The organism is Dialister micraerophilus DSM 19965, assembly GCF_000194985.1.
Lineage (GTDB): Bacteria > Bacillota > Negativicutes > Veillonellales > Dialisteraceae > Dialister > Dialister micraerophilus.
The window spans coordinates 191642-209426 of sequence record NZ_GL878519.1 but is presented as its reverse complement, the minus strand read 5'-3'; the positions used below and the strand labels follow the sequence as shown (position 1 = coordinate 209426).

At 31.7% G+C, this 17785-nt stretch carries 18 protein-coding genes and 1 other annotated feature; all 18 genes read left to right on the top strand.

The features are described 5' to 3' along the window. Nucleotides 1-93: 93 nt before the first annotated feature. The 18 genes from HMPREF9083_RS06375 to xseA all read left to right on the top strand — a co-directional run bounded on the left by HMPREF9083_RS06375 (nt 94) and on the right by xseA (nt 17779). The gene (locus HMPREF9083_RS06375; RefSeq protein WP_007555522.1) at nt 94-999 is read left to right on the top strand and encodes a CCA tRNA nucleotidyltransferase; all 906 of its coding nucleotides are present in this window, start codon (nt 94-96) and stop codon (nt 997-999) included. A gap of 13 nt (nt 1000-1012) precedes the next feature. Next, nucleotides 1013-1567, top strand: a complete 555-nt coding sequence (locus HMPREF9083_RS06370; RefSeq protein WP_007555521.1) for a hypothetical protein — start codon at nt 1013-1015, stop codon at nt 1565-1567. Next, the gene (locus tag HMPREF9083_RS01020) at nt 1554-3518 is read left to right on the top strand and encodes a penicillin-binding protein (RefSeq protein WP_007555520.1); all 1965 of its coding nucleotides are present in this window, start codon (nt 1554-1556) and stop codon (nt 3516-3518) included. Before HMPREF9083_RS06370 ends, HMPREF9083_RS01020 begins: the two co-directional genes overlap by 14 nt. Nucleotides 3519-3869: 351 nt before the next feature. After that, nucleotides 3870-4400, top strand: a complete 531-nt coding sequence (locus HMPREF9083_RS01015; protein WP_007555519.1) for a JAB domain-containing protein — start codon at nt 3870-3872, stop codon at nt 4398-4400. Between the two features lie 341 nt (nt 4401-4741). Next, a complete protein-coding gene (locus HMPREF9083_RS01010; protein ID WP_007555517.1) occupies nt 4742-6409 on the top strand; it encodes a formate--tetrahydrofolate ligase in 1668 nt (555 codons plus the stop codon). 9 nt (nt 6410-6418) lie between these two features. After that, nucleotides 6419-7270 carry a bifunctional 5,10-methylenetetrahydrofolate dehydrogenase/5,10-methenyltetrahydrofolate cyclohydrolase gene (locus tag HMPREF9083_RS01005; RefSeq protein ID WP_007555516.1) on the top strand — a complete coding sequence of 284 codons (852 nt, stop codon included), beginning with the start codon at nt 6419-6421 and terminating at the stop codon, nt 7268-7270. 3 nt (nt 7271-7273) lie between these two features. Next, nucleotides 7274-8155 (top strand): mechanosensitive ion channel family protein, encoded by an 882-nt coding sequence (locus tag HMPREF9083_RS01000; RefSeq protein ID WP_007555515.1) that lies wholly within the window; start codon nt 7274-7276, stop codon nt 8153-8155. A 22-nt stretch (nt 8156-8177) separates the two neighbouring features. Next, nucleotides 8178-8419: a binding site (T-box leader), on the top strand. Nucleotides 8420-8475: 56 nt separating this feature from the next. After that, on the top strand, nt 8476-9948 hold the full coding sequence (locus HMPREF9083_RS00995; RefSeq protein ID WP_007555514.1) for a tryptophan transporter: 1473 nt from the start codon (nt 8476-8478) through the stop codon (nt 9946-9948). Between the two features lie 3 nt (nt 9949-9951). After that, nucleotides 9952-10764, top strand: coding sequence for an energy-coupling factor ABC transporter ATP-binding protein (locus HMPREF9083_RS00990; RefSeq protein ID WP_007555513.1), 813 nt, complete (start codon nt 9952-9954; stop codon nt 10762-10764). Then, nucleotides 10765-11448, top strand: a complete 684-nt coding sequence (locus tag HMPREF9083_RS00985; RefSeq protein ID WP_007555512.1) for an energy-coupling factor transporter transmembrane component T family protein — start codon at nt 10765-10767, stop codon at nt 11446-11448. It begins immediately after the preceding gene. Nucleotides 11449-11507: 59 nt separating this feature from the next. Beyond that, complete coding sequence (gene queF, locus HMPREF9083_RS00980; RefSeq protein WP_007555511.1) at nt 11508-12002, top strand: preQ(1) synthase; 495 nt, start codon at nt 11508-11510, stop codon at nt 12000-12002. A 1037-nt stretch (nt 12003-13039) separates the two neighbouring features. Further along, nucleotides 13040-14095: a M24 family metallopeptidase gene (locus tag HMPREF9083_RS00975; protein ID WP_035062536.1), complete on the top strand. Its 1056-nt coding sequence runs from the start codon at nt 13040-13042 to the stop codon at nt 14093-14095. 12 nt (nt 14096-14107) lie between these two features. Further along, a complete protein-coding gene (gene efp / locus HMPREF9083_RS00970) occupies nt 14108-14668 on the top strand; it encodes an elongation factor P (protein WP_007554321.1) in 561 nt (186 codons plus the stop codon). A gap of 7 nt (nt 14669-14675) precedes the next feature. Beyond that, the gene (locus tag HMPREF9083_RS00965) at nt 14676-15023 is read left to right on the top strand and encodes an Asp23/Gls24 family envelope stress response protein (RefSeq protein WP_007555507.1); all 348 of its coding nucleotides are present in this window, start codon (nt 14676-14678) and stop codon (nt 15021-15023) included. Nucleotides 15024-15038: 15 nt separating this feature from the next. Further along, nucleotides 15039-15380, top strand: coding sequence for an Asp23/Gls24 family envelope stress response protein (locus HMPREF9083_RS00960; protein ID WP_007555506.1), 342 nt, complete (start codon nt 15039-15041; stop codon nt 15378-15380). Nucleotides 15381-15389: 9 nt separating this feature from the next. Further along, complete coding sequence (gene nusB, locus HMPREF9083_RS00955) at nt 15390-15791, top strand: transcription antitermination factor NusB (protein ID WP_007554428.1); 402 nt, start codon at nt 15390-15392, stop codon at nt 15789-15791. Beyond that, nucleotides 15784-16740, top strand: coding sequence for a tRNA (adenosine(37)-N6)-threonylcarbamoyltransferase complex transferase subunit TsaD (locus tag HMPREF9083_RS00950; RefSeq protein WP_007555504.1), 957 nt, complete (start codon nt 15784-15786; stop codon nt 16738-16740). The genes nusB and HMPREF9083_RS00950 overlap by 8 nt, the downstream gene beginning before the upstream one ends. Then, nucleotides 16718-17779, top strand: a complete 1062-nt coding sequence (xseA, locus tag HMPREF9083_RS00945) for an exodeoxyribonuclease VII large subunit (RefSeq protein WP_007555503.1) — start codon at nt 16718-16720, stop codon at nt 17777-17779. Before HMPREF9083_RS00950 ends, xseA begins: the two co-directional genes overlap by 23 nt. Nucleotides 17780-17785 lie beyond the last annotated feature (6 nt).

Genomic DNA, 17785 nt, shown 5'->3' with positions numbered 1-17785 from the left:
ATCTGATATTTTTCAAACAATATTGAATTGTGAATGAATATTGTTTAAAATTATATAGATATACAAATTAAAAATGATTGATATAGAGATAAAATGAATATCACAAATAAAAACATATACAACTTGAATTTAAAAGAAAAGTATGATTCAAACGCGGTATTTTTACTTGAAATAATTGAAAAAAGCGGATATGAAGCGTATTTTGTCGGAGGTTGCGTAAGAGATTTATTATTAAATAAAAAACCTTCGGATTGGGATATTACAACATCTGCAATACCTGACAAAATTGCTGAAATATTACATAATTTCAATGTAAAAACTTTTGATAACGCCGGAATGAAGTATGGTACTGTTTCTGCAATTATAAACGAAAAAATATATGAAATAACTACGTTTAGGCGAGATATATATAGACAGAACAGTCATTTACCGGACAAAGTTTTTTTTACTGAAAATTTAAAAGAAGATTTATCAAGACGAGATTTCACAATTAATGCTATGGCATCAGATCGTAACGGTAATATATATGATTATTTCGGTGGACAGTCTGACTTACAAAGGAAAATATTGAAAACTGTAGGAGATTCCGAAAAAAGTTTTTGTGAAGATGCGTTGAGATTGTTTCGTGCATGCAGATTTTTAGGGCAATTAAATTTTGAACCTGATAATGATTTAATAAGTGCAATGCCATATGCTTTTTATAGAGTTTCAGGATTATCTTTAGAAAGAGTTAAAAGAGAAATCAACAAACTTGTACTTACCGACTATGCAAGTAAAGGTTTTGATTTGATGGTAAGAACAAAATTAAATGAAACACGATGCAGTGTTAAAGAAAATGGAAAATCAAAAGAAATAGACATACTTCCTGAATTATCTCACTTGGTCGATTTGCCTCAAATGAAAGAATTTCATCGTTTTGATGCGTGGAAACATTCATTGGTGGCATTGGATTCATCTAAACCGCTACTTATAAATAGGTGGGCCGCTTTTTTTACATGATATTGGTAAAGGTATGCCCGGAATTCGTGCAGTGGACGGAAATAAGATTACTGATTACAATCATGATGTAAAGGGATCTGAAATGGTGGAAGCTTTATTCACCAGATGGAAAATGGCAGATTTTTCTATAAAAAGAATTTCATGGTTGGTAAGGAATCATATGAAATTTCATTTTTTTGCAAATAATTCGAATGCAAATAGGATAAGATGGGTAAGAAGATTAGCTAAGTCTGGACAATTTGAAAATCAAAAAGATTTAAATGAAGCTTTTTTACAACTTCTCGATGTTTGCAAAGCGGATATTATAGGTTGTGGAAAAGATATAAAAAATACTGAAGGTCATGTACTGTTTTATAATGAAATAAAAAATATTATTTTTAAAATTCCGGTTTCAAAAAAAGAGTTGAAAATAAATAAAGATATAATAAAAGCATTAGAACCATTTGTAGGAGAAGGTATTAAAAATTTATTTGAACGTGTGCAAAACGGTACTTTAAATAATAGTAATCTTGCATTGTATAAAGCTGCTTTAAGATATAGGAGGCGACAGAGAAATGAAAATACGTAATCCGAGAAATATAATGAGACAAAGAAGTCGTTCTATATCTTTAGTTTTGGTTGGAATAGGCTGTCTATTGGGATTAAGATTGTTGTGGGTTCAGGGAATACAAGGTGCAAAATTTGCGGAAATGGCAATAAACCAAACGGAAGGTATACAAACATTGTATTCGCCAAGAGGCACTATTTATGATAGAAACGGTAAACAGTTGGCATTTTCCGTAATGGTTAAATCATTGTATGCGGATCCGGGAATGATAAATGTATCTGCGGAGGATGCCGCAAAAGAGTTGGCTCCTATTTTAAATATAAAGGAAGATGTTTTAAAAAAAGACTTATCCGGTAAAACTCGTTTTGTTTGGCTAAAACGTATTATGGATCCTCAAGATTCCGATAAAGTAGAAGCTTTGATAAAAGAAAAAAAATGGAAAGGATTTGCTTTTGTAAATGAAAGTAAGAGATATTATCCCAACGGAGTTCTTTTATCAAACGTACTTGGATTTGTGGGTGTGGATGATAAGGGTTTAGATGGTCTTGAGATGTCATTAGACTCTTTAATAAGAGGAGATATAAATAAGCAAATTCTTTTGACAGATGCAAGAGGAAATCCGATATTGGATTCGTCGATGGCACCTTATAAAGCGAAAGAAGAAAAGTCAGTTTATCTTACAATAGATCAAAATATTCAATTTTATGCTGAAAGAGCTTTAGATAGGGCTATGTCTACAACTAAAGCCGACGGTGGAATAATTATAGTAATGGATCCGAAAACAGGTGAGATTTTAGCTTTAGGAAATCGTCCTACATATAATGCAAATGAATTTTCAAAAGCTACGGAAGCTCAATTTAAAAACAAAGCGGTTGTAGATATTTATGAACCGGGTTCTACATTTAAGTCCATTGTTGCATCTGCAGCACTTGATGCAGGTACATACAGCGCAGATACTGTATGGCACGATCCGGGTGCAATTTGGGCTTCAGGGCATGCTATAAAAAATTGGAATGAAGAATCTTATGGGGATGTAAAATTGGTAGATATAATCAAATTTTCGCTTAATACAGGATTTGCACACATAGGATTACTTACCGGTGGAGATATTTTGACTGATTATGCAAAAAAATTCGGGTTTGGAAAACCTACAGGAATTGAACTTCCCGGAGAAGGTTCCGGAATTTTGTTCGATCCTAAAGAAATGAGACCTTTGGATGTTGCAACAATGGCAATAGGTCAAAGTATAGCGGTTACACCTTTGCAAATGGTTCAAGCTTATAGCGCTATAGCAAATGGCGGTAAAATGGTAAAACCTCATTTGATTTCATCTATAAAAAATCCTGACGGAAGTGATTACAGTAAAACAAATACTGAAATTGTGGGTCAACCTATCAGTAAAAATGTAGCCGATCAAGTAAAAGATATGATGGAAAAAGAAGTTTCCGAAGGTGGAGGAATAAATGCAAAAATTCCAGGATACCATATGTGCGGAAAAACAGGAACCGCACAAAAGTTGGATACTGTAAACGGGGGATATCTCGGTAATGAACACATTGCTTCATTTTGCGGCTTCGGTCCAACTGAAGATCCACGAGCTATTTGTCTTATAGTACTTGATAATCCGAAAGGAAGTTATTACGGGGGATTGGTAGCGGCTCCTGTATTTAAAGAGGTAATGGGACAGATTATGAGATATTTCGGAATACAAAGTACGGATGAAATTAATAAGCAAAATAAAGCTACTATTGAGCATAATGATTTAAAACTTCCCAAACTTCCATCGGATAATGAAACGGATATCGTATTGCCTGATTTTACAGGTTTTTCAATTCGTGATGTAGGAGAATGGTTGGAAAATGCGGATTTGAGATTTAAACCGGAAGGTACAGGATTTGCAATTTCGCAATCACCGGGGATAGGTGCAACTGTAAAAAGAGGAAGTGCTGTCAGAGTTGTTTTCTCTGAATGATATAAAACGATTTTTTGCCATATGTAAGGGAAATCAATTAAATAGAATATTAATTATTTTAAGCAACCATAATGACGGTTGCTTTTTTTTATGAAATAAGGTAGTTAACATTATTTCAATTGTAATATTTTAAATTTTTTTATTCCGAATATTCGAGCAATTTTATATTATTGTCGTTTATAATAAAAACATTTGAATATCAAAAAAGAATTTAGCAAAAGAATCTATTATATACATCTAAAATTTAAGTATAGATGTATATAAAATTAGAAATGCTTATAAAAATAATAAAATTGCATTCAAAGCTCCTTATAAGTTAAAATTAAAATAAAACAAAAGGAGAATTATAAATTGAAAACACTAACCAAGTATCAAGTATATTTAAAAAAAGAAGAAAATTACAACATACCGGATAAACCGTTAAACCAACCGCAACAAGTAGTAGACCTTATGGAAGATATATTCAATCTATCACAAGCAACACAAGAAATATCTGTAATGATAGCTGTAGATTGTCACATGAAACCTATTGGGGTATTTGAATTATCACGTGGCACACTCAATCAGGGAATCATGCATGCACGAGACATTTTCCAAAGAGCAATAATGGTAAATGCTTATGCAATTTTCTTAGCACATAATCACCCTGGCGGAGACAGCACACCAAGCGATATGGATGATATTCTGTACCTACAACTTAAAGAAGATGGAATAAGGATGGGTATACCTATTAAAGATAGTTATGTAATAGTGGATAGAAATAATTACACAAGCATACCCGAACACATGGAAGAAGAAAGAAAGAGGGAAATGAAAGAAAAAGGAATAAAAGAAAAACCTATAATAAAAAGAGTAGATGAAAACGGAATCACGTGGATTTAAACAAAAATAATTTAACATCTCAAAAGGACGTATCAGGCAAGTGAAAAGGTACGTCCTTTTTAATTTGTATATGAAGAAAATAAAAAACGATCGCATACAAAACGATATGAATAGAAACGGTATTACGTGAATTAAAAATAAATAAAACGTGATATGTTAAATAAAAATATGTATTTTTTGATAAACATCTCTTACAGGTTATCTGTAAAACAGTATACATATCATTTGTTCGGTATTTTTTTATAAAACTCAAAATATTATAAAGTGAATTTAATTAAATATACTGAAAATATATGTTAAAATACTTATGTCTATAAAAATATAAATCTAAGGAGAACTTTATGTTGAGTGATATTGAAATTGCAAGGAAGGCAAAGATTAAACACATTGAAGAAATTGCTGAAACGTTGGGAATTTCAAATGAGTTTATAGAGCGGTACGGTAAATATAAAGCAAAAATTTCTTTAAAGTTTATAAACAAAATTAAAAACCGTAAAAACGGTAAGTTGATACTTGTAACGGCAATGTCACCGACCAAAGCCGGAGAAGGTAAAACAACAACAACTATAGGATTAGGACAGGCTTTGGTTAGTTTAGGTAAAAAAGCTCTAATTTGTATAAGAGAGCCTTCTATGGGACCTTGTATGGGTATAAAAGGGGGAGCAGCAGGCGGCGGATATTCTCAAGTAATTCCTATGGAAGATATAAATTTACATTTTACGGGTGACATACATGCAATTACGGCAGCACATAATCTTTTGGCTGCAATGGTAGATAATCATATTCATCAAGGTAATGAATTGGACATAAATCCGGAAAAAATTGTATGGAAGAGAGTTATGGATATGAATGACCGAGCTCTTAGAAATATCACCGTAGGATTAGGCGGCAAGAAAAACGGTATACCTCATGCGTCAGGCTTCGATATAACGGTCGCTTCCGAATTAATGGCTATACTTTGTTTGGCTGAAGATATAAATGACATGAAAGAACGTTTTTCTAAAGTTATTGTTGCCTATACGACTAAAAATAAACCTGTTACGGCAGGTGATTTGCATGCTCAAGGTGCAATGGCTGCGATAATGAAAGATGCTTTAAAACCTAATTTGGTACAAACATTGGAACATGTACCGACTTTTGTTCATGGAGGGCCTTTTGCAAATATTGCACATGGATGCAGTTCATTGATTGCAACAAAAACTGCATTGAATTTATCCGATTATGTCATTACCGAAGCAGGATTCGGTGCAGATTTAGGTGCAGAAAAATTTTTCGATATAAAGTGCAGACTGGGGAATATTATTCCAAATGCGGTTGTGGTTGTAGCGACTATACGAGCATTAAAAATGCATGGAGGTAAATCTGTAAATGAATTAAATGATTCGGATGTCGATGCATTAAAAACAGGTCTTTCAAATCTCTTCAAACATATAAATAATCTTAAATTGTATAAAGTTCCTTTAGTTGTAGCTTTAAATCTGTTCCCATCGGATACCGAAGAAGAAATTGAATTTGTTAAAAATGCTTGTAATTCACTAAATATACCGATAGAAATATCTACCGTATTTTCAGATGGCGGTAGAGGAGGAATTTCATTAGCGAAAAAAGTTTTGGAATTGGCTGAAAAGAAATCTGATTTTGAATTTCTTTATGATGAAAATTTAACTATAAAAGAAAAAATAAAAATTATTTCAAATAAAATTTACGGAGCAAAAGATGTCGAGTATAGCGATGAAGCACTCGATTCATTGGAATTGATAGAAAAAATGGGACTTGACAAATTGCCGGTTTGTATAGCCAAAACACCGGTATCATTCTCAGACGATCCGAAGAAACTGGGGGCTCCTGAAGGATTCAATATACATGTAAGAAATGTAAGTATATCGGCAGGTGCAGGATTTATTGTTGTTTTAACCGGAAATGTAATGACAATGCCCGGACTTCCTTCGAAACCCGCTGCAGAAAATATTGATATAGATGAAGACGGTAATATCTCAGGTTTATTTTAAGAGGTAAATATGATACTTGACGGTAAAAAAGTTGCAAATGAATTGAAAGAAAATTTATTTAAACGTATAGATTCATTGAAAAAAAATAAAATATTTCCTAGTTTATCAATTGTTTTAGTAGGAAATAATCCGGCTTCGCAAATGTATTCTTCATTTTTAACTAAAACAGTAAAAAAATATGGTTTAGATGTAAAAGTACATGAATATAGTGAAAATATTTTAGAAAATGAACTTGTTTTAGAAATAAAAAAACTTAATGAAGATAAAAATATAGACGGTATATTAATTATGATGCCGCTGCCTAAGCATATTTCTGAAGAGAAAATTATTGATACTATATTACCTGAAAAAGATATTGACGGACTTACAACGGTAAATATAGGAAGTATAGTTAAAAATAAAGATTGTTTGTGTCCATGTACACCAAAAGCTGTAATGACAATATTGGAGTCATATAAAATTGACATAGAAGGTAAAGATGTGGTTGTTTTAGGTAGAAGTGCAGTAGTAGGTAAAACATTGGCGTTAATGCTTTTAAATAAAAATGCCACAGTTACCGTTTGTCATTCAAAAACAAGAAATTTAAAAGATAAGACGTTAAATGCGGATATTTTAATTTCTGCAATAGGAAAGCCGCATTACGTAAAAGAAGATATGGTAAAAAAAGATGCGATTGTAATTGATGTGGGAATAAATAAGTTGAATGGGAAAACTGTAGGGGATGTAGACTACGAAAAAGTAGAAAAAACAGCAAGAGCAATAACACCTGTACCTAGTGGCGTAGGTTCGGTGACCACAACAGTGGTGGTCGATACTCTTGTAAGTGTAGTTGAGAAGAAGTTTTTACATAAGAAGGGTTAAAATATGCCTGAGAATAATGTAGTGCAGAAAGTTGTAACTGAGCGTGTAGATTGGACAGAAAATTTGCTTATTTCAGTAAAAAAATGGGCATTAATAAACGGTATTAATATAATTTTAGCCGTTATAGTTTTTTTGATTGGATTTTTTATTTGCATACAGATACGTAAATTTGCATTAAAAATATTGAAGAAAAGTACTATAGAACCTTCAGCAATAAATTTTTTGACTGAAATTATTTATTTTTTAGCAATTATAGTAGTTGCAATGATTTCGCTTAGCGTAGCAGGCGTCTCCACTACATCTCTCGCAGCCGTTTTAGGAGGACTCGGTATCGGTGTAGGTATGGGTCTTAAAGATAATATCGGTAATGTTGCATCGGGTGTTTTTATTTTAATATTCAAACCGTTTCAAGTAGGTGATTATATATCAGTATCCGGTTATGAGGGAAATGTCAGAAACATAAGAGTTATGTATACGCAAATAGAAACAACAGCAAGACAAATGATAATTATTCCTAATTTACAAATAAATAACAGTATAATCAAAAACTATTCATTTTTCGATACGAGAAATATTGAGTTTAATTTTGATGTAGGATATGATACTAATCTTGTAAAGTGTATTGAGTTGTTAAGAAAAACTTTTCAAAAAGATAAATATGTTGTAGATAAAAAAATTGTAGAAGTGTATGTAAAAGGGCTTGCTGAATACGGTGTAAGAATTTATGTAAGGGTCAGAGTTGACAGAAAAGCTTATTTTGAAGCTCAAAGTGAATTATATATAAATGCATTGGAAGCTTTAGATAAGGCCGGAATAGAACTTCCTTTTCCTAAACTTGAAATTTATCAAAAAAATAATGAAAGTGTTGACAACAAAAAAGCTTGATGCTATAATTCGAGTTAATTAAATACTACCTGTGATCAGGGAGAGTAGTGAATGAATTAATCAATAAAGAGAGTCGGCGCCGGTGAGAATACGACATGATGTTCATACATGAATGGGCCTGTGAGGTGCAGTCCGAATCGTTAAGAGTAGGCACTGACGGAACTTCAACCGATATAATGAAGCTCGCATCGCAAAATGCCGTGCGTTGAGGTGGGCTTAGTCCAATTAGGGTGGTACCGCGGAATTTATCCTTTCGTCCCTTGCAAATGTGCAAGGCACGAAAGGTTTTTTTATGCGAATTTTGAATAGGAGGGATTTATATGAATATAACCAAAGACAATTTACCGATTTTTATAAAAGCAAGAGGAGGTAAGTATCGTTGGTTGACAGTATCGACGTTGTTACTTGCTATAGGAACGATACTTCACTTAGTGTCACCGTCAATAGCGGGGATTACGCCGGGCTGGATGATTGCAACGTATGTAGCTGCAATTTTATTATTGAAGCCTTCTTATAGAAAATGTGCAGGAATTTGCTTGGTAGCGGCATTATTGGAAGTATTTACAAGTAAGTCTGCATTTCCTTATGGAGATTTTCCGGCTGAACTTGCAGGCGGATATGTTGCGGCATTTATAGTTCATGTATTACCTGAACTTAAAATAAAGAAATTTGATTTGAAACCGGCATTGGCAGGATTTTTTGCAACAGTAGTTAGTGGAGGCGTCTTTGTATCGATTTTAGTTTCAGTTATGGGAATCCCTGTAAATGTATTATTGTATGCGATGCTTCCGATGGTAGTTTCAGTAGGTGTTGCCAATGCAATCATTACTCCATTTATATATATACCTGCAAAAAATTTCTTTGATATGAGAATTTCCAAATCATCAAAAGAAATTGTTGAGAAAAATCATGAAGGACTTGTTTTTAAACAGAGTAATGAAGGAATTATAAGTTTGGAACATACATATTATTCATATCTTTCCGATGAACATTACGCGATAAAAGATATAAATCTTTCAATACAAAAAGGTGAATTTATAGTAATTACAGGTGAAAGCGGATCGGGTAAAAGTACATTACTTATGACAATGATAGGTGCAGCTCCAAATTATTTCGGAGGTACTTTAAAAGGAATGTGCTTTACTCTTGGAAAAGCGATTACTCAGTCAAGTGTATCCGAACTTTCTGAAAATATAGGTGTAATATTGGAAGATTATCAGTCGCAATTCGTGACAATGACAGTAGAAGAAGAAATGGCATTTACTCTTGAAAACAGAGGATATGATTATGAAGAAATCAGAAACAGAATAAAAGAAACATTGAAAGAAGTCGGACTATCAGGAATGGAAAAATCCGCTGTAAATACACTTTCCGGCGGACAGAAACAAAGATTGATATTGGCTACCGTACTTGTTACAAATCCGGAAGTACTTATTATGGATTCTCCGGCATCTGCAATGGATCCTGAAGGTGTAAGTGTATTTTATGAAATGGTAGGAAGACTTAACCGTACAAGAAATATTACAGTGATAATAGCCGAACATGATTTGTCATCGGTTATGCACTATGCATCAAGATTTGTATTGATGGAAAAAGGTGAAATTGCAAAAGACGGAACTCCAAAAGAAGTTATAGAGTATATGTATAATAACGGTATATATGAAGAAGCCATTCCACCGCTGAGCTTGGTTCAATTGGAATTGGAGCAAAAAGGATTCAATATAAATAAACCTTTTACAAAAATAGAAAATGCGGTGTTCTGTGTAAATGAGTTGGCGGGTGAAGGGAGATAAAATATGTTGGAAATGTCAAAAATATTTTTTAGATATAATAAAAAATCACCTATGATACTCGAAGGAATAAATATTTCCTTTAAAGAAGGCGAATTTGTTTGCATAGTAGGAAGAAACGGAAGTGGAAAAACCACTATAACAAGACTTTTAACCGGATTGGAAATGCCGGTTGAAGGTAAAATAATTCATGATGATGAAGATATAACTAAAATGAAAGCATCCGGAAGAAGCAGTTTTATAGGATATGTATTTCAGCAACCGGACAGACAAATGTTTATGCCTACAGTTGAAGAAGAAGTAGCTTTCGGCCCGATTCAGAAAGGTATAAAAGGACAAAAGTTGAAAGAAATATTTGAAGAAGCCTTAGAAATTTGCAAAATAAGTGATTTAAGAAACAAATATCCTCGAACTTTGAATCGTGGAAATCAGCAAAGGGTAGCTATAGCATCTGCATTGGCGATGAAAACAAAGTATATTATATTGGATGAACCTACAAGCGGTCAGGATAATGTAGAGAAATTGCGTTTGGTAAAATTGATGAAAGATTTGGTAAGCAAGGGAATAGGTGTAATACTTGTAACGCATGATATGGATATAGTGGCACAATATAGTGATCGTGTAATTGCTATTTTAAATAATAAAATTGCATTCGATGGAAACCCTGATGAACTTTTCAGCGGGAAGTATCATTTAAAAGAGTTGAAATTGGCATATCCTGATTCAGTATTACTTGGAAGAGAACTGAAAGGACAACCGTATTGCAAAAATATGAATGTTTTTATGAAAGAGTTTGAACGAGTAAAAGGGGTAATATAAATGAGACATTTTGTTCCTTTAACTAAAATAATATTGACGCTAATAGTTGCGATACTTGCAATATTTTTAAAAACACCGCACGCACTATTGACACTTTGCGGAGTTGAGTTATTAATTTTATTGGTATCAAATGAGTTATTTTCAAATATAAAAAGTATTTTCATGCTTTGTTTGTTTGCTGCATTTTTAGGTATTGTAGAAATACTTGGAGGAGGAACAAACGCTCAGGGATTGGAAGCTGCAATACGTATGATGGCAATGACTTTGATATTCATATACCTTTTAACAACAGTACGCCTTCAAGATCTTACAGCCACAATGGTATCTCAACTTAAAATTCCGACAGAATACGCATTTATGTTTACTGCAGGGCTTAGATTTATTCCTGACTTTTTGGAAGAAAATACTGCAGTAACTGAAGCTCAAGCTTGCAGAGGACTTGCTATAGAAGGCAATATATTCAAAAGATTGAAGAGATATATGTCTGTAGTAAAACCGCTTGTTTTGAGAGCGTTGGACAAGAGTGAAACAATGGCATTGGCACTGGAATTAAGAAGTTTCGGTACAACTAAAAAAGTAAAAGCCACACATGTATCGCTCAAGAAAGAAGATTGTATATTTTTGTTTATAATTATGCTTGTAACCGGTGGAGTTGTTTATGGACAGTGTTTATTGACAATTTAATTCATAATTTTTTAAAATGATTATGAATTAAAATAAACATAAGTATTTTAGGAGGATAAATGGATAATAGAAAAACTAAAATTGAAGACTTATCACATTTGGGAAATAAGAATACAAAATATGTATTTGAAACAACACCGGAAGTTTTGGAAGCGGTACCGAATTCTCATGAAGATAGAGATTATTTTGTTAAATTCAATTGTCCGGAATTTACAAGTCTTTGTCCGAAAACAGGTCAACCTGATTTTGCTACAATCTATATTTCATATGTACCGGATAAATTTATAGTAGAAAGTAAATCATTGAAACTTTATCTTTTCAGTTATCGAAATCATGGAGCTTTTCACGAAGATTGCGTAAACATGATAATGGAAGATTTGATAAAACTTTTGAAACCAAGATATATTGAAGTATGGGGAAAATTTTTACCACGCGGCGGATTATCCATAGATCCGTATTGTAATTATGGAAAAAAAGGTACAAAGTGGGAAGGTGTAGCGGAAAACAGATTGATTAATCATGATATGTACCCTGAAATTGTAAATAATAGATAAAAAATCGATTGTATGGCAATACATACAATCGATTTTCAGTTATATCATATGATTCATGGATAGGTTTTCTGTTTTATTGTTATAGATAATTATAGAAAAGAATTTATAAATTTTTAAACATAGGAAAAAATTATAAAGAAATAATGGGGCAAATATAAAGTAAAAGACTAGTATTCTTGATTGTATTTGTGTAAATGTAATTGTGATGGTTTAAGTTTTAGATTTTAGTAGCAATAATGGTAGGAATGTTTTATTTGAATTTTAAATATTTCAAATTGATAAAATTAAAAGATGTTATAATTTTTGAAAAATTGATTCAAGTAATTTTATGTAGTTGAATGTATTGTTCATCATAATTTTATATTTAATTAGGTGTAGATGTTGAAGAGGTTATAAGAGAAGGATTTGAAGTGATAAAAGTTTTGTATACTGTTGAATGATGAAAAGCGAAATATAATAAACATAAAATATATTGAGAACATAATCTGGAACGGATTATATTATATGTAGGAGTAAAAATGAAACCTTAAAATCACAAGTGGAGTATATAAAAACTGATACATTTGTGTAATACATAAAAATATAAAATAAAGGATAGCTTATAAATAACAAAAAAGAACTTATTAATGAAAGTAGATTAATACGAAACAAATATCTGAAAGAATAAAAACAGAAAATACAATCAGAAAATAAAATCAGAGAAGCTAGAAAAATATATATGTCAAGGTTAGACTTTATTATTATCCTTATTGCTTCTGGAAAATAATAAAAGAGTAATTTATATATAAAAAAGTGAAGCACTCAATTTTAAATTGCTGAAGTATTTGAAAATTATAAAATTGACTTAAACATGTAAATATCGTAATATTGAAATGTAAAAATTGGCAGAAAAAGCTTATTTTATAAGCGTAATATTTATAATCGGTCCATCGTGAGGATATTATAATTTTATAAAAATCAGCGTTTATCAGATGAGCAAAAGTTATGTAAATGGCTTACTGTTTGGATTTAAAAGTAATGGGAAAGCGGTAATTTTTATGTTGAAATCAGAAAAGATAAAAGATTTTTTAAATGATAATAATGTTGATGCCATATTTATTCAAAAAGATGAAAATTGTAGATATTTGAGTGAATTTACCGGCTCAGACAGTTATCTTTTTTTAACAAAAGAAAATAAATATTTGATAACAGATAGTCGTTATACCGAACAAGCTGAAGCGGAAACAACAAATTTTGAAATTATTAACCATAAAGGACAAATCGGTAAAGTTATTGCAAATATTGTAAAATCCGAGCATATAAGTAAAATCGGTGTTGAGCGTAATTTTACTTATCGTTTTTATATGATGTTTAAAGAATTGATGGGAAATGTAATTTTCAGTTTTTGTTCTCCGGAGGTATTGAGAATTATTAAAACCGAAGAGGAAATTGCATGTGTGCGTGAAGCTTGCAGGATTTCCGATGTCGGTTTTGAAAAAACAATTCCATTTATAAAAGCCGGAAAAACTGAAGCACAATTAAGATCTATATTGGAATGTGCAATGTTGGAAGAAGGTTCGGAAGGAAAATCTTTTGACACTATAGTTGCATCAGGGATAAGATCTGCTATGCCACATGGAATTGCAACTGAAAAAGTTATTAATGAAGGTGAAATTATTACATTTGATTTCGGAGCTATTTATAAGGGTTATCATTCGGATATAACACGTACCGTTGCAATAGGAAATGTTCCGGAAAAATTGAAAAAGATATATAACATTATTTTTAATTGTATTGAACAAGTAGAAAATATATTGAAACCGGGATTAAAGGCATCTTATGTAGATGAAATTGCACGTGAAATTTTAAGAAAAGAAGGTATGGAAGAATATTTTACACATGCACTCGGTCACGGTGTAGGCTTAGAGGTACATGAGCCTCCCGTATTATCTCCAAGAGATTCTTCGGTATTACAAAAAAATACGGTTGTTACCGTTGAGCCGGGAATATATATATCAGGTTTGGGTGGAGTTAGAATAGAAGACACTACCGTATTAACTGAAGATGGAATATCTGTTTTAACAAAATATTCTAAAAAATTTTTGACATTGTAACAGGAGGATATGATGATTTCCAGTAATGATTTTCGTAATGGTGTAACTATTGAAATTGATGGTATGGTATGGCAAGTTGTAGAATTTCAACATGTGAAACCGGGAAAGGGTTCGGCATTTGTTCGTACAAAATTGAAAAATTTGAAAACAGGTTCTGTTGTTGAACGTACATTTAATGCAGGTGAAAAAATGCCTTCTGCACAAGTAGACAGAAAGCCGATGCAGTACTTATATGCAGCAGACGGTTCATATTATTTTATGGATATTGAAACGTACGATCAAATGATGCTTACAGATGAACAATTAGGTGATGCACTTAACTATATAAAAGAAGAAATGGAAATTACAGTTCTTTTGTTTAACGGAGAAGTTATCGGCGTTGAACTTCCGAATTCAGTAGAATTGAAAGTTGTAGAAACTGAACCCGGAATTAGGGGAGATACTGCAACAGGCGCAGTTAAAAATGCAAAAATGGAAACCGGTGTTAATGTAAAGGTACCTCTCTTTATCAATGAAGGCGAATTATTACGTATTGACACAAGAACCGGAACATACATTGAACGTGTAAAGTGAGAAAATAATGGAGTTTGTCGAATTTAAAAATAAACTCGGTTCAATTCGGATTTCTGATGAACTTATTGCCGATATTGCTCGCGATGTTGCTTTATCAACAGATGGAGTAAATAAAATGGACAGTTCTTTTGTTCATAGAATTCCTTCCGTAATAAATTTTGAAGATGCTGACGGTGTACGTGTATCTATTAGAAATAATGAAGTTGTAATAGGCTTATATATTTCTGTCAAACATGGAAAACGTATTCCCGAAGTTGCATTGCATTTGCAAGAATCAGTCAAAGAACAAATTCTAAAAATTACAGATATTTCTGTAGAAGCTGTTCATGTAAACGTCGAAGATATTATTTTTTAGCCGATAAAAGTGAAAATGGATAATGATAAGATTTTAAAAGAAAGTAATATTGAAGAAATTTATAGCAAATTAGAAAAAGAAATATTAACAATTCCGGGAGTAGTGGAATTTACCGGAGGAGGATTTCAAAATATAGTTCAAGAAATCTCCAAAGTTATCGGTAAAAGAATGTGTAAAGGTATATTGATTAACTACAAAAAGGGATTTATAGATGTTAATATTTCAATATCGATAAAATCGGGATTTATGATTTTGGAATTGGGAAATGAAATTCAAAGAAAAGTTAAAGAAATTTTGAATGGATATACCGATAATATTGAGAACATAAATGTAACGATTACAGAAATTATCAAATAGGTGAAATATATGAAACGCAGATATTCCAGAGAATATGCATTAGAAGTATTATATGCTAATGAATTAAATCCTCAGACGGAAAAAATTAATTCTGAAATTTATAAAAAATTATCGGACTCAGGTAAGCAATTTGCTGAAAGTTTAATAAATTCTGTTAGAGAAAATAATGAAGAAATTGATTTATTGATAAAAAAACATATAAAAAAATGGTCAATTAATCAGTTGAATGTAGTAGATAAAAATATATTGAGGATTGCTATAGCTGAAATGCTTTTTTTGAAAGATGAAAAGCAAGAAAAAAATGTGATTTTTAACGAAGCAATTGAAATAGCTAAAATATATGGCGGAAAAAATTCTTTTAAGTTTATAAATGGTATTTTAGAATCGGTATCAGGTGATATAAATGGCTAAATTTTTAGGTATAGATACCAGTTGTTATACAACATCTGCAGCAATATATGATGGTGAAACAGGAAAGGTTTATGAAAAACGTAAAATTCTTTCTGTAAAACCGGGGAAACGCGGATTATCTCAATCAGAGATGGTATATCAACATGTACGTAATATTCCTGAAATTTTTAAAAATTTAAACACTTATATAAATGACATAAAAGGAATAGGTGTTTCAGCATTTCCCAGGAGGCGGGCAGATTCATTTATGCCTGCCTTTTTAGTAGGGAAAGGTTGTGCAAATGTTTTAGGAAGTACATTACACGTTCCTGTTTATGAATTCAGTCATCAGGAAAATCATACTATGGCTGCAATTTGTGATTTTCCGAATCTTTGGGGTAAAAAGCTTTATGTTATGCATTTATCCGGGGGAACAAACGATGTTGTTCGTGTGGATTGGGAAGATAATCAAATGATAATTTCCGATGTAATGCATTCATTGGATATTACTGCCGGACAGTATATAGATCGTATAGGTGTTGCATTGGGGTTGCAATTTCCTTGTGGTAAAGAACTTGAACTTTTATCAGCTGAAGGAGAACATTTATATAATCCTCCTATTGCTGATGTAAAAAATGCGTTTAGTTTTGCGGGACCTGAAACGCAAGTACAAAAAGATATTCTTTCAAAAAAATTTACTAAAGAAAATATTGCACAAGGAGTATTAAAAACAATAGCAGATGCATTGATAAAAGGATTGACAAGAGCAAATCTTGACAAAGAAAGAGGTTTTATTGCCATAGGCGGTGTTATGGCGAATATATATCTAAGAGAACGTTTGATGAAATTTGCTGAAAAATATGGAATTTCAATGTATTTTGCGCAAAGTAAATATAGTACCGATAATTCAACTGGAAATGCTTTCGGGGCATATATGAGGTATAAAAGTGAAAGTTTATACTGTAAATGAGTGCTCGGAAATAATTTCAGAGTCTATAAAGAAAAATTATCTTAATAAAAATATTAATGTAGAAGGAACTGTAAGTTCTTTGCGTGAGCATTTTTCAGGAAACTGTTATTTTTCATTGATAGATGAGTCATATAAAATATCATGTAAAATAAATCATATGCATTTAAGTTTTGTAAAGAGAAAACTTAAATCCGGAGAAAAAGTAATAATTTCAGGGAACATATTATATGATAAATATTTCGGTAAACCTTTGCTTTTGGCTGAAAGAGTAATCGTTTCAGGGAAAAGTCAAATTCAAATTGAAAAAGAAAAACTTTTTAAAGAACTTGAAGAAAAAGGTTATTTTTCTGTTTATTCAAAAAAAGCTTTGCCGGAATATGTTTTTATTGTAGGAATTATAACTTCTAAATCCGGAGCGGTTGTTCATGATATTATAAAGACCGGACGTTTAAGAAATAAAAATGTTTCTTACTACATATATAACTCTGCCGTGCAAGGAGAAAAAGCCGCATTAGGAATGTCAAAAATGATTAAATTGGCGAATAAAAGTGATGTAAAACCCGATGTACTGATTATTGCGAGAGGTGGAGGCTCAGAAGAAGATTTTAAGCCTTTTAATGAGCGGATACTTTTAGATGCAGTTTATAATTCTGAAATACCTGTTGTTTCTGCGATAGGTCATGAAGTAGACGATGTATTATTGGATATGGTTGCGGACTATAGAGCATCTACACCTACGCAAGCTGCTGAACTTGTTGTTGAAGAAGAAAAAGTTTTGTACAGTAAAATTGAATTTCAATTAAATTGTTTGAAACAGGTATTTAAGTTTAAAATGGAAAATAAAAAATCCTATTTTATAATAAATCTGTATAAACTTAGAAAATCAATTAATAAAACAGTGCTTTTTGATAAAATGAATGAAATTATAATATTTTGCAGAAATTTGAAACAAGGGTATATAAAAAATATTATAGCAATGCAAAAAAAGTGTATTGAAAATTTAATTAAATTGCAAGAATCATATATAAATAAGTTTTAAGGCGGT